This is a genomic window from Vibrio sp. 1457 (genome assembly GCF_033340195.1).
Lineage (GTDB): Bacteria > Pseudomonadota > Gammaproteobacteria > Enterobacterales > Vibrionaceae > Vibrio > Vibrio alginolyticus.
On sequence record NZ_JAWOWA010000026.1, the window covers coordinates 25,166 to 38,472 of the forward strand.

The following is a 13,307-nucleotide window of genomic DNA, read 5'->3' on the forward strand; positions in this document are numbered from 1 at the left end:
ATGGCGTTATCAGTTAGCTGGCTCGATGCCAGGTTAAATAAAGAAGCAAAAGAAACCGTAGTAAAAGCCGACCGAGACGGGCTAAGCGCTCGGGTATCGCCCAAGGGCAAAATTGTTTTTCAGTTTCGTTATCGTTTCGATGGCAAGCAACAGCGAGTAGACATAGGTACTTACCCACTTATGAAGCTTGCTGAAGCCAGGAATGAGCTGGATAGGTTAAGGGCGGTACTCGACCAGGGCAGAAACCCCAAGCTCTACCTACAGCAGGAACGGGCCAAGTATTCTGCCAACCAAAGCTTCGAATCGATTTTTCGAGACTGGATAGACTCTGCCGGTAAGCAAAGGCTAAAGGAGAAAACGTGGCACTACCAAAAACGCAGCAGTGAAATATATTTGCTGCCTCGACTTGGCAAGTACCCATTAACTGACATCAATGAATTATCCTTACGAAACTGTCTTCGTGAGGTTTCGGAGTCGTCCCCTTCAAACACAGAACGCCTGGTGTCTGTGCTGCACAAGTTTTATGACTGGCTGATTGATGAACAAATTTTGGAAATTAACGCTGCCGCTGGGATCACAGCAAAAAAAGTTGGCGGTAAGAAAGGCAAACGAACTCGGGTGCTAAATGACAACGAGATCAGGATACTTTGGCGCTATTTGCACGAGTCAAAAATCACTGAGAAGAACCGCATCTACATAAAGCTGCTTCTGCTATTGGGCGGTCGCAAGGGCGAACTCATTCAAGCTGAAAAGCATCACTTTGATTTGCAATCTGCAATGTGGACAGTGCCTATAGAGATCCGCAAACAAGGTGAGAAAATAGGAGCGCCGATCATGCGGCCATTAATCAAACCAGCTATCGAGCTGATTGAACTGGCGATGCAGATGAGTAAATCAACTTACTTGTTTCCCGCGAACGGACAAGAAGCACTTGCCACAAATGGCTTTGATACCACTATTCCTAACAATGTGAAAATCTGGGCTCGCAGGTCGCTTGGTATTGAGATGGAACATTGGTCTATGCATGATCTACGCAGAACGATGCGAACACGAATGTCGGCCATCACGACGCAAGAAGTTGCCGAGTTGATGATTGGCCACAGCAAAAAAGGGTTGGATGCTATCTACAACCAATATCAGTACCTGGATGAAATGCGTCATGCTTACGACGTTTGGTATCAACAACTAGAAACCATCATCGAGCCGACAGGCTTTCCATTCAACTGGCGTTTCGGACAGTAAAAGAAAGAGGCTCAGTCCTCTTTCTTCTCATACTCTTCCAAGTCTTCAATGTGCCACAGCTTGTTTCGTGTATTTCGGTTGATACGAGGTTGCGGCAAGCTGCCATCTTTTATTCTTCGCCAGAGCGTCGTATAGCTAATGTGGTAACGAGCCATCACTTCGTAAGACGTGAGAAAAGGGGTTACTTGGTGCGCTACTGCTGTCATCTGCATTCTCCTGAAAATCAATGTAAAGCTATCATCGCCTGATTCATCACTTGTTGATGGTCAGAAAGATGCATGATTTGTTCAGAAGATCAGCCGTATAAAAACACTGGTATCATTATTCAGTTTACCAAACGTCCAATTTTCGGCGCAAAGCGCCGTAAATTAGCGTGAAGTTAAACCATCATTACGACAAACATCGATATTCACACTCTAGCTTCCAGAAATTCAGCGTAGCGGTATGCTTCGTAAGTGTGTTTCGATTGCTTCAATCATCGATTTGGTAAGCGGTAAATGCGCTTTTTCTTTCGCCCATACCTCATGAAAGCCTGCTACGGTTTGTTTGGCGGTATCTAACACCAATTTTTCTGGCAGCATGGCTTTAGCTGCTAGGTGTGATAACTCATCTAACGTGAAATCACTGAATTTCTTGCTACGGCTCACCTTCAGCGACGCACTATCATCGGAGATATAAGGAATGGTCGAGACAAAGTCATAAGCAGGTGCTATTGATGCTGTGCGCTTATCTTTATAGATCACAGACCAATTCTTCAAATGCATATCTGCATTTCCAATTAGCGTATTGAACACCAATCGGCGAGTAAATTCTGCGATATCATCGTCTTGGCCTTCGATGCCGATAACCTGAGCAATATTGCGCATACTGGCTTTTTTGTATTTATCTTGAGGATAAACGCCAAACACTTGCGCAAAGTCCTCAATGTGCACAGCTTGACCATCTGCACGATCAAAACGTTTGATCACAAACGCACTGTCACCAAATTTGCCAATGCCATTTGGGATATTAGCAATCTGATTAATAGGGAGTAACTGCGTTTCTGGCACATTCATTCCCAACATTCGAGCCAGTTCCATCATTGAATATTCATTTTCTGGCACAGCTTCAAATCGAGACGACGGTAATTTTACAATCCAAGAACCACCTTGACCGGTTGCTGGGATCGTCAAACCGCCATTTGCCTGCTGCACCGCTGAAAACTTCAATTGCACTCCCGCCAATGAAAAACGCATTGGCCCATCAGTCTTCTTTTCATCTTCTATGTCTTGATACACATTCGGTGGTAAGGATTCACCATTCGCAGGCTCAACCGTGATCGCGCCAGCCAGATCCCGTCCCAGTGCCCACAATAGAAAAAATTCTCTCGCGGGGTTCACTCCGGCACGCTCTGCTAGGTAATTTCTCATCGTTTCTTCTGGCAAAAGGTTAGAGAAAAGCGGGGTTAACTTAGTTTGGGTCGGTTTGAAGCTAGTCAGCAGGCCACCTAGCGAATCTTTAAAGCTAAGTCCTAACACGGGCCGCGATTCATCATGAATGTACGAATCCATAAAGGCAAAAAGCGTTCTGTCATTGCCCACGTTGGTGATAGTGGCAATGGGTTCACCGTACAGCAACACGTTGAGCGTAGAGACATGGTTAGTCATCGTCGTCTTCCTCTAACTGATACGCGGGCGACATTGACTCACCCTCATCGCTAATGCCGTTAATACCTTGGCCACTTCGAATGATCGACTTGATGGCAGGTACAGACTTTTTAGGCGCAACCAATAGCTCTAGGTCTAGTACACGGGCAAGTGCAATCAAACTGGATATTCTTAAATCAACACTGCCAGACTCGATTTTCGAAATATGGCTTTGAGGCACACCCGAACGAGCACTTAACTCTCTCTGGCTAAACCCCTTTCGTACCCGAGCTTCTCGAAGACTTTCTAGTATCTGCTCTGTTACATAGCTCATTTCGATATGCCTTAATGCATCAATTAAGAATAATTATATACAAAAACATATCACAGTACCTTAAATAACACAAATTTGATTAGCCATTACATATCAAAAGCCATGACCAGATACATAATTACATATAAGTAGAAGGAGATTTTTGTCATCGACAAAAGAGCGATACTCTCGCTGATAATCGCCAACTGACGCATCAAACTCCCTAAGTACTTTTGTAGCTCAGCCCTTATACAGCAAGGGCTACAGAAGAACTCGCGTCAAATCGCCAGAAGATAAGTGCAACAAAGAGGAAGTTTGTACACAGTTACAGGAAATTTTGTACACACAAGTCGAAAAACAAGTGCAAAATGATGGTGTAAACAGCAACTAAATTTGAAGGTAAGTCTGATATCTCAATTAGAAATAACCGTATTGGTTCGCTTCAAGCATCTTCAAAAACGAACACTAAAGCGAAAATCACGCCAACAATAAACTCCCTCATTAAATTTTGTAATTTGGTACAGAAGAAAACATTTACCAAAAAAAGAGACTCTTTTTAACGGTAGTACTTTTTACGCCAAACCCAGTAACCACAAGGCCTACAGCCAGGTTTGTGTCATGGAATTTTCGCAAAAGGCCTCTAAAACGGAATTTGTACTCAAGTTTGTACACACTTTCCGAGGTTACGCTTGAACATCATTGAAAAGCAAAGAAACGAGAAAAGGACAAAAAGCCTTTAAATTCAGTAAGTAGAGATGTAATTGTGGTGTGCAATGAAAGGTGGTTTTAAGCGTTGAAAGGCTGGGCGGCATCAGGGTGAGAAATAATAGCGAACGTTCTGCGCTTAGACACTTCGCCTAAAAAAAGGGGATTTGACATTAGTTAATCTTCTAAATTACTTTCATGCTCACAAAATAGGCAAGCATATCTACTATTCGATATTGTGCGGTATTCTCGCTTATTATCGCTGTGCTAGCAAACTGGAAAGACATGAGCTGAATTTACTCGGCTCACCAGCCTTTACCTGCAACTAACAAGGGAAAGCCAGCTCCACACAAAGAGATGTAAAAATTCAAAAAATTGTTATTACATATTCAAAAGCCTCGAATCCGGATACGCATTTAAAGCATAAGTGTTGATGAGGTAATTAGTAACGGCCTAAAACTAACTCAAAAATAAGTAACTCATGATAATGGCGTCTTCCTTACCATTTCCCGATTTAGCTGGGTAATAGTTGTAACGACGGTCCACTTCATTAAAACCTGCTTGCTCATAAATATGGATAGCTGGGTGATTACTTTCACGCACTTCTAACCAAGCACTCTCTGCTTTGGCTTGTTCACAGTGTTCAATAAACGCGTCCAGCAATTTTTGCCCTAGCCCTCTGCCCTGTTGAGAAGGCGCTACTGCAATATTTAATAGTGTCACTTCTCCAACAATATTCTGTCCATAGAAGTAACCAACCACTTGAGAGCCTTCCAGCATCACATGATGGCAAGCACCGCGACTGGATAAGTCACGAACCAAAGATTCAGCCCAAGGGTGAGAATGTGCTTGCTGCTCGATTTGCCAAACTTGGTCGAGGTGCTCTGCACGCATCGGCGTAATTTCAATTGTCACGCATTAGCTCCGTTAAGAGTACGAACAGATTTGTTGCCACAATGCGCGGCGCTGTTCGTTATTACCATCAATATCTTGTAATAGTGGCGAGGTCAGGTGCTTTGCCTTGATGCTTTTATCAGCCTCACAGCCTGCAAACCACACCCACTCTAGCTGATGTTCACCCAGCATGGATAAGCGCTCAGGCTCTAGGTGTAGCGCATCATCAAGCGTGAGCTTAATGCTTTTTAATACGCGCTCAAACATCAATGCCGTCTCGTTTTCTGGACATATTGGCGATACCAATAGGAGTTTACATGAACTTTGCAAATCCAATAATGGCGATTGATAGCCTTCCAGTCTTTCAGGGTGTACCAGCTCCCATGTGCTGATCCCCATTTCACGTAAATACTGTTTCTCGTTAATTGACATTTTCCGTCACCTATTTGAACGAGGGCAATCCTATCAAATTATCGCGATTATACCTAAAGGACTTCAAGGAACACCTGAACACAATGAGATGATTTGGATATTCCTGAACATAGCGTTTTGCCAACGGCCACACATTGGGTATGACATATGAGGTACATTATGAAATTCTTAAATACGCTACGACTTTGCACACTGGTAGCCGCCACCAGCATGAGTGTTTTTGCTAATAACAGCGATGAGTGGGAGCTGATTGCAACGAAAACCGTTAACTTTCATACAGAAACAGATACCGTGACACCAAATAGCCTATTCCGAAACCGAAGCTTCAGTAAAATAAAACTAAAATGTGTGCAAGGAACGGTAGACATTAATGGTTTAAAAGTCGTCATGACAGATGGTAGTGAGAAAAAGCTTTCCTCTATGGGCGTACTAACAAGCGGATTGTCGACTCGTGCCTGGAGCCTTCCAGGTACAAAAGAAGCCAAGCTAAAACAGATTGAAATGACTTACAGTAGCTGGGGAAGCACAAAACTCAGCCTGCTAGGGGTAAGTAAAAAAGCGAAAATAGAGGTCTGGGGCAAAAAGAAAAGTAACCAGTCATCCTAACCTCCCTATCTCAGTTTTCAGTGAATAAGAAAGAAGCCCACTTAGTCGTGGGCTTCTTTCATTTACAGTTCAGAGAACTCTGGCGCATAGTCTATGCGTCCGGAGCGTCCAGCACATTGACCTTCGACCAACTCTGCGACTCGAAATGCACCTTTAGGGACATCCCAAGCACATTCAAAGCCCATCTCGTCGCATGATTGAAAACCCTGGCGCGCGTAATAATCAGGATCGCCCAACACCACACACACTGGATAGCCAAAGTCACGCAGTGAATCAAAACCTTCTTTGATCAACTCTGCAGCGATGCCTTGGCGACGGTAATCTTCATGAACAGCCAATGGCGCTAGCCCTTGCCATGACAAATCTTCACCATTTAAGGTCACAGGGCTAAATAAAGCATGGCCTATCACCTCTCCCTCATCTGTACACGCGACTAAGGAAAGCGTGAATTTGCTGTTTTCGCGCAAACGCATCACAAGCTCAGCTTCAGCTTCCGTCGGGAAGGCGTGTTTCAATAAGCGGTCAATGGTAAGAATGTCCGCTGGGGCTTCAGTTCGAATAAGCATTCGCTACTCCGGTTGGTTGTGCAGGCGCTTGAACTCCTTTCTGAACAAAATCAGCCAATTGATTCAAAGCGACTTGCATTGCTTTCGGTAACTGCTCTAAGTCGACACTGTCCATTAAGTTTTTCACTTCTAAGCCAAGCTCAGTATCACCTTCAATTGAAAGGCGACGTTGGAAGAACAGTGTGTCAGGGTCTTCTTTACGACCAGCAATCAGTACTAGGTCGTTTAGATTACCACTAAAACTCACATCTTCCTGAACTGGTTTTTCAGCTACCACCAATTTTTCGTCTTGATAGCTGATGTACCATGCTAAGTTCAAGTCTTTAATCGCAACTTTTAACCACTTGTCTTCAAGGAACTCAAAGTCACCATCTTCCAAGGCTTCTTTAAACACCATTTTTAGCCCTTCTAGCAACGCTTTTTGCTGAATTGGCTGTGGTAATAACTGGACTGGAGAACGCAAAATATTAGCTGCGTTCTTTACTAGTTGACTGCGAATCTTGTTTAACACGTTCATTATCCGTTACTTTGTCATTAGGTTGCTTATATTAAGCAATCGTGGCGATGAGATTACTGTTATGTATCAATAAAGTGCTTATTTTAGATTGGTGGTTTATTGCTCACTAACGCTTCTTTTTTTGAACTTACGTGTATTATTGATGCGAACAGGTGGATAAACACTTTTACAACCGTATTTTCAAAGTTATAGTTATCTGAGCGTATCCATGTGATTGTCGACTGCACAGCTAAAACCGCGAGCCCTTTAATGGCAGGTAACACTTTAGCTTGGTGGTAGACCGCCGCAGGCTTATCAGGGTGTCGCTTTTTATACACGGACGAATAATCTGGCTCATTGGAGATCGGTAATACCCTAATGCCTTCCCAGCAATTAAAACATTGGTTTGCCACGCTAACCTCAAATAGCCCTTTCTTCTTTGCCATTCTTGATAAAAAACACAATTATCGAATGGTAAGTGACCGTTACTGCGATATCGCAGGTTTAAGTCATGAGGAAATCGTCGGCTTAAACGATTGCCAAGTGCTGGGTGAACAGTTTTATAAGAAGCTTGCACCATACTATCAGCGCGCGTTCAAAGGGGCACATGTCGAAGCCGAAATCACGCTCGATGAAACCGACCTTGAAACCAGTCTTCACTTTAGTCTTTCGCCAGTTTTTGAAGATAACGACATTCGCTTTGTTGTTTTTCACGCTGTCGATACTTCAGAAAAGCAGATACTCGTTCGCTCCTTAGAAGAGTCCGAAAGTAAGTTTGCGAAGTTAACACAACTGCTACCAGACGGCTTACTGCTTATCGAGGATGATATTGTCATCTCTGCGAACCCCGCATCAGCGCGCCTTCTCGGACTTAACTCTCCTCATGAATTGTTGGGCGAAGAGCTAAGTCGTTTATTCATCGATGAAAACAGTAAAAAGGTATTTAGTCATCGATTGAGTACATTAATTTCTGACAAACCTTTTGTCTGCTTAACCAGCGCAAGATGCGGCTTTGAACGGAAAGTTCAGCTACACGCGGATTCCACGGCGATATTAGGTAGCGAATCTCAAATTATCCTAATCCAAGATGCTGATGATGCGCCCAAAAACCTGTCTTCTGCATCGAATGAAGACATACACATTGACTCGCTCACCAAACTCTACAACCGCTTTGGCTTCACCAAACGTTTGGAACAGCTGATCAAAAAGCAAACACCGCTTCTGGTGTTCTATTTGGATATCGATAACTTCAAAAACATTAATGACTCACTTGGTCACCATATTGGCGATAAAGTGATTCAAGAGGTATCGGCCCGTCTTAAACGGTTACTGCCAAACCAAGCGATTATTGGTCATTTGGGTGGCGATGAGTTTGGCGTCATTCTGCCGGAGCCAGAAAACACCCGCATGGCTGAAATTTTGTCCGATCGCATTATCTCATTGATCAACCAACCTTTCGACTTGCACCACTTCAGTAAACGCCTTGCGTGTTCAATTGGTAGCGTTCGATACCCTGAAGACGGACAAGATGCGCGAATCCTACTACAAAATGCCGATACTGCGATGTATGAAGCCAAAGATCGTGGTAGAAATCGTCTGATCAAATTTAACGATCAAATGAACAAAGAAGCGCGTATGCGTTTGTGGCTTGAAATCGAACTGCAAAAAGCATTGCAGCAGAACGGTTTGGAAGTGTGGTATCAACCTAAGGTTAACGCGCGAGACTTCAGTATCAACGGCGCAGAAGCGCTCGTTCGTTGGAAGCATCCAGTCGAAGGGTACATTAGTCCTGGCTCATTCATTCCTGTCGCCGAGCGCGCTGGGTTAATCGAACACCTTGGACGTGTCGTGATGCGTGATGTTTTCAATACGGTAAAACGTTGGAAGCAACAAGGCATACTGCCAGGCCGTGTCGCCATCAACCTCTCTCCCGAGCAATTTGGCAACCCACAGCTGATCGACTTTATGGAAAAGCTGCTTCGCACTACCGAGCTTGATCCAAGCTGCATTACCTTCGAGCTAACCGAAAGTGCCGTGATGAGTGATAGCGAACATACACTGCAAATGTTGAATGCGATTAAAAAACTTGGCTTCGCTCTCTCTATAGATGACTTTGGTACCGGCTACTCTTCTCTTTCTTACTTAGCGCGTTTCCCTATTGACGAGCTAAAAATCGACCGCACTTTTATTAATGATATCGACACACTACCGAAACAAGTCACTGTGATTGAAAACATCATCAACCTAGGTAAGTCGCTCGACTTAACTGTCGTTGCCGAGGGGGTGGAAACCCATCAGCAAGCGACCCTGCTCTCTAACCTTCAATGTAATGCGATTCAAGGATTCCATTTTTATCGCCCACAGCCAAAACATGAAATTGAAGAGCTGTTTGTACAGAATCGTCGTCACAAGAACTAACCCCGACCCAATGCCCTTACTCGCAAGGGGTAAATATCGACTTTATTGAGCTAAACCTAACTTAGGTCAATTTCGCTATTCATAATTCTTCATAAAATGCGGACACCTTTTTATTCTCAATGATTGTGAGCATATGGAACTCTTGTGTCCCGCGGGTAACCTGCCTGCGTTAAAAACTGCGATTGATTGCGGTGCCGATGCCGTCTACATTGGTTTCAAAGATGATACCAACGCCCGTCACTTTGCTGGCCTCAACTTTAACGGCAAGAAATTAGAAAAAGCGGTGCAATACGTTCATGACCGCAATAAAAAAATTCATGTCGCGTTGAATACCTTCGCTCATCCCAATGGCTTCGAGCGCTGGACGAACGCAGTAGACAATGCAGCGGCACTGGGTGTAGACGCGCTGATTGTTGCAGACATTGCAGTGCTGGAGTACGCGGCTCGCAAATATCCCGATCTGGAACTACACCTTTCAGTGCAAGCATCAGCGACCAACGTCGCAGCCATTGATTTTTACAAACAAAACTTCAACGTAAAACGGGTAGTATTACCTCGCGTTTTATCGATTCATCAGGTCAAACAGCTTTCACGCAACATCACTAGCGATGTCGAGTTAGAAGTCTTTGCTTTTGGTAGCCTTTGCATCATGTCTGAAGGTCGCTGCTACCTATCGTCATATATGACAGGCGAGTCTCCAAACACTGTGGGAGCATGCTCTCCAGCTAAGTACGTTCGCTGGCAAGAAACAGAAAATGGTCTGGAATCCCGCCTTAACGACATTTTGATCGATCGCTACAGCGCCGGTGAAAATGCGGGCTACCCTACCTTGTGTAAAGGTCGTTTCGAAGCAGAAATCGAAGGCGAGAAAAAACGCTACCACGCACTGGAAGAACCAACCAGTTTGAACACCCTCTCTATGCTGCCAGAACTATTTGCTGCAAATGTGGCGTCTGTAAAAATTGAAGGTCGCCAACGTAGCCCAGCTTACGTAGAACAAGTCACTCGAACATGGCGAGCCGCGATTGACCGTTACCAAGCAAACCCAGAAGCTTATCAAGTCGAAGCGGCTTGGGATGCCGCATTGGCAAACGTGTCTGAAGGTACGCAGACCACACTTGGTGCTTATCACCGCAAATGGCAGTAGAGGTTAAGATGGATAATTCAATGAAATACGCGCTTGGCCCGCTGTTGTACTTCTGGCCAAAACAAGACATCGAAGCGTTTTATGAACAAGCGAAATCAAGCTCCGCGGACATCATCTATCTTGGGGAAACCGTATGTTCAAAACGTCGAGAAATGAAGCCTTCGCATTGGCTTGAAATCGCAAAAGAGCTGTCCGCATCTGGCAAGCAAGTGGTGCTATCAACAATGGCACTACTGGAAGCTCCGAGTGAAGTAAACATAATGAGGAAGTACATCGACAACGGTGACTTCGCGATTGAAGCAAATGACGTATCTGCTGTTCAATTGGCATCAGAGCATAAAGTGCCTTTCGTCGTTGGCCCTGCAATCAATACTTATAACGCACACACGCTCAACTTATTTTTGAAGCAAGGTATGATGCGTTGGTGCATGCCTGTCGAGCTCTCTCGCGAATGGTTAAACGATACTTTGGTTCAGTGTGACGAGCTTGGTATTCGTAACAAGTTTGAAGTTGAGGTATTTAGCCACGGTTATTTGCCTTTAGCGTATTCCGCTCGCTGTTTCACAGCCCGAGCTGAAAACCGAGCGAAAGACGATTGCGAAACCTGCTGTATCAAATACCCTACGGGTATCCAGGTCAGCAGCCAAGAAGGACAAGAAGTCTTTAACCTTAACGGCATTCAGACACAATCAGGGTATTGCTACAACCTCATCAATGACTTACCAAGTATGAAAGGACTGGTTGATGTGATCCGATTAAGCCCTCTTGGTATCGATACTTTTTCAGAGTTAGAGCGTTTTCGCTCAAACGAATACGGCGATAATCCTGAAAAGCTCGAAAGCCGCCAATGCAATGGCTATTGGCATCAACTAGCGGGCTTAGAAGTAAAAAACATTTAATCCTTAAAGAAAAAAGCGAGGTCTACCCTCGCTTTTATCTGTTAGCTTTTGTTAGCAGGCTTGCACCCTTGGTTCGACAGAACTCTCATTAAGCAGCTTTTTCACATCTCGCCACAACATACTGATCACGACCAAACTCAATGCAATGTTAGACAATGGGAAAGCTAACCAAATGCCTGTCACGCCGAAAAGTTTCGGCATAATGAATAAGAATGGCAACTGGACCAGCATGTTGCCTAGTGTTACAAACATGGCTTTGCTGCCTTTGTTTACTGATTGATAGTACGCGGCCGCCACAACTAAAAAACCATCTAAGAACAACGCAAACATGTGTAAACGAATCCCGATCACCGTGCTATCAATCAACTGTTGGTCTGCATTATTAAACACCGCAACCAGTTCGTACGGGAAAAGGTTCATCAAAACAACGAACGCCACCCCACCAAGCACAGATGTCCCCATCGCGACCTTTAATAACTTTCTAATGTTATCCTGATTACGTGCACCGTGGTTGAAGCTCACTAAAGGCTGCATACCATTCGCAATTCCTTCGGCTATCAGATAGTAAACCGTCACGATGTACCCCAAAATCGCGTACGCTCCGATCAACATTGCACTTCCGTATTGAGCAAATAACGCGTTGTGCAGTGCCACCATCACAGAGCCGTAGGCATACATAAAGAAACTTGATGTACCTATCATGATAATCTTTGGTGCAGCATCAACCTGAACTTTGAAGTCGCGGATACGAAGGCGTAATGTTGCTTTTGAAGTAAAGAAGTAACCAATACCGAGCACAGTGACTACTAATTGTGCAAGTGCAGTGGCAATAGCGGCTCCGGTTAACTCCCACTCCAACCAAGCAATAAATACGTAGTCTAATACGATGTTAATAACGGCACCGATGACCATCAAAATCGTTGCTAAGTTCGGGCTGTCGTCATTGCGTAACAGAAACGGAACCGCGATAGAACCCAACGTGAATACGCACGCGACAATCAGAATATGCAAATATTGCAGCGCAAGTTCAAACACTCGCCCTTCCGCTCCTTGCCAGCGAATAAATTCATCCGAAAACAAGAACAATATTGTAGCAACGATTGGCATCAATGCCGCTAACAACGTCAATCCGGTCGTTAGGATTCGCTTAGCGCCTTCATGATCATTCTCTCCTTGCTTGATCGAGGTCAGTGCACCAGTCCCCACCCCAATCATCATTCCTATACCGAGGATCGAACCGATAATAGGCCACGCAACATTGATCCCAGCTAATCCGTCAGCGCCAACATAACGGCCAATAAAAATGCCATCAACTATTTGATACAAACCGTTTACGAGCATTGCTGCGACGGTTGGAATCGTATATTTCCAAAACTGTCTATAAATTGAGTTTTGCATGACTGCCACCAGTAGTTAGCAAAGCTAACCATTTAATTAGCAAGGCTAACTAAATGGTTAAATTAAATAAAAGAAAAATGAAACACCAAAGGCTAATGCGTACAGCGGAGGCCTTTGGTTTAGTTTAAAATGACTTATTGCTCAATGCTTTATTCAGTAAAGCTTGTAACTGCTCAGCTTCTTGCTGATTTAATTGTTGCATCATTTGTTCAGAGATATCTTTGTACACTACCTGCTCCAAAGACATTTTTTCTGCGACTTCTTCTGTAAGCAACACACGCTTAGCACGAGCATCCTCATTACATGCGATGCGTTTCACCAAACCCTTTTTTTCCAGACGCACAACCATTGTCGACGCGGAAGGCTTAGTCACATGCAGCTCTTCTGCAAGATCGGTTATTCGCACACCCTCAGGGTAAACCTGAATCACACGTAAATAATCGAACTCATTAAAGCTTAGATGTGATAATGGATCTTCTTTGGCATAGACACGCCAAGCTTTGGCGCAAAAACGCTCTAAATCAATCAAGCTTTCTTCTAATGCCATAAAAGCCACCACCACTTAG

Annotated in this window: 14 protein-coding genes and 1 pseudogene; 5 read left to right on the plus strand and 10 right to left on the minus strand. The window is 44.3% G+C overall.

All coding sequences use genetic code 11. From position 1 onward, the window contains the following. Positions 1–1,242, plus strand: coding sequence for a tyrosine-type recombinase/integrase (locus R7Z41_RS20265; protein ID WP_064376542.1), 1,242 nt, complete (start codon positions 1–3; stop codon positions 1,240–1,242). An 11-nt stretch (positions 1,243–1,253) separates the two neighbouring features. On the opposite strand, the gene R7Z41_RS20270 is transcribed toward R7Z41_RS20265, so the two are convergent. The 6 genes and pseudogenes from R7Z41_RS20270 to R7Z41_RS20290 form a co-directional block, all read right to left on the minus strand. Further along, positions 1,254–1,448: a helix-turn-helix transcriptional regulator gene (locus R7Z41_RS20270; RefSeq protein WP_000127614.1), complete on the minus strand. Its 195-nt coding sequence runs from the start codon at positions 1,446–1,448 to the stop codon at positions 1,254–1,256. A 225-nt stretch (positions 1,449–1,673) separates the two neighbouring features. After that, on the minus strand, positions 1,674–2,888 hold the full coding sequence (locus R7Z41_RS20275) for a type II toxin-antitoxin system HipA family toxin (protein ID WP_213870451.1): 1,215 nt from the start codon (positions 2,886–2,888) through the stop codon (positions 1,674–1,676). After that, positions 2,881–3,201: a helix-turn-helix domain-containing protein gene (locus R7Z41_RS20280; protein WP_022609784.1), complete on the minus strand. Its 321-nt coding sequence runs from the start codon at positions 3,199–3,201 to the stop codon at positions 2,881–2,883. The genes R7Z41_RS20275 and R7Z41_RS20280 overlap by 8 nt, the downstream gene beginning before the upstream one ends. A gap of 780 nt (positions 3,202–3,981) precedes the next feature. Further along, positions 3,982–4,059 (minus strand): annotated as a pseudogene (locus R7Z41_RS24695) (peptide chain release factor 3); the annotation flags it as partial. A 285-nt stretch (positions 4,060–4,344) separates the two neighbouring features. After that, positions 4,345–4,800 carry a ribosomal protein S18-alanine N-acetyltransferase gene (gene rimI, locus R7Z41_RS20285; protein WP_005386430.1) on the minus strand — a complete coding sequence of 152 codons (456 nt, stop codon included), beginning with the start codon at positions 4,798–4,800 and terminating at the stop codon, positions 4,345–4,347. Positions 4,801–4,812: 12 nt separating this feature from the next. After that, complete coding sequence (locus tag R7Z41_RS20290; RefSeq protein WP_017635885.1) at positions 4,813–5,211, minus strand: DNA polymerase III subunit psi; 399 nt, start codon at positions 5,209–5,211, stop codon at positions 4,813–4,815. A gap of 159 nt (positions 5,212–5,370) precedes the next feature. Here R7Z41_RS20290 and R7Z41_RS20295 point away from each other — a divergent pair, with 159 nt between their 5' ends. Then, positions 5,371–5,817: a hypothetical protein gene (locus tag R7Z41_RS20295; RefSeq protein ID WP_225477699.1), complete on the plus strand. Its 447-nt coding sequence runs from the start codon at positions 5,371–5,373 to the stop codon at positions 5,815–5,817. 62 nt (positions 5,818–5,879) lie between these two features. Here R7Z41_RS20295 and R7Z41_RS20300 read toward each other — a convergent pair whose 3' ends face one another. Both R7Z41_RS20300 and R7Z41_RS20305 read right to left on the minus strand, forming a co-directional pair. Further along, positions 5,880–6,383, minus strand: a complete 504-nt coding sequence (locus R7Z41_RS20300; protein ID WP_005380119.1) for a GNAT family N-acetyltransferase — start codon at positions 6,381–6,383, stop codon at positions 5,880–5,882. Further along, a complete protein-coding gene (locus R7Z41_RS20305) occupies positions 6,367–6,894 on the minus strand; it encodes an SCP2 domain-containing protein (RefSeq protein WP_005394645.1) in 528 nt (175 codons plus the stop codon). The genes R7Z41_RS20300 and R7Z41_RS20305 overlap by 17 nt, the downstream gene beginning before the upstream one ends. A gap of 363 nt (positions 6,895–7,257) precedes the next feature. Here R7Z41_RS20305 and R7Z41_RS20310 point away from each other — a divergent pair, with 363 nt between their 5' ends. From R7Z41_RS20310 to R7Z41_RS20320, 3 genes are all read left to right on the plus strand, one after another. After that, positions 7,258–9,297 (plus strand): EAL domain-containing protein, encoded by a 2,040-nt coding sequence (locus R7Z41_RS20310; protein WP_225477701.1) that lies wholly within the window; start codon positions 7,258–7,260, stop codon positions 9,295–9,297. 133 nt (positions 9,298–9,430) lie between these two features. Beyond that, a complete protein-coding gene (locus tag R7Z41_RS20315; protein ID WP_005386427.1) occupies positions 9,431–10,444 on the plus strand; it encodes a peptidase U32 family protein in 1,014 nt (337 codons plus the stop codon). Positions 10,445–10,464: 20 nt separating this feature from the next. Beyond that, positions 10,465–11,343 (plus strand): U32 family peptidase, encoded by an 879-nt coding sequence (locus tag R7Z41_RS20320; RefSeq protein ID WP_031781039.1) that lies wholly within the window; start codon positions 10,465–10,467, stop codon positions 11,341–11,343. Between the two features lie 51 nt (positions 11,344–11,394). Here the strand turns inward: R7Z41_RS20320 and R7Z41_RS20325 are convergent, their stop codons facing one another. After that, on the minus strand, positions 11,395–12,741 hold the full coding sequence (locus tag R7Z41_RS20325; RefSeq protein ID WP_151515092.1) for an MATE family efflux transporter: 1,347 nt from the start codon (positions 12,739–12,741) through the stop codon (positions 11,395–11,397). Positions 12,742–12,865: 124 nt separating this feature from the next. Further along, on the minus strand, positions 12,866–13,288 hold the full coding sequence (locus R7Z41_RS20330; RefSeq protein WP_318136407.1) for a MarR family winged helix-turn-helix transcriptional regulator: 423 nt from the start codon (positions 13,286–13,288) through the stop codon (positions 12,866–12,868). Between the last annotated feature and the right edge of the window lie 19 nt (positions 13,289–13,307).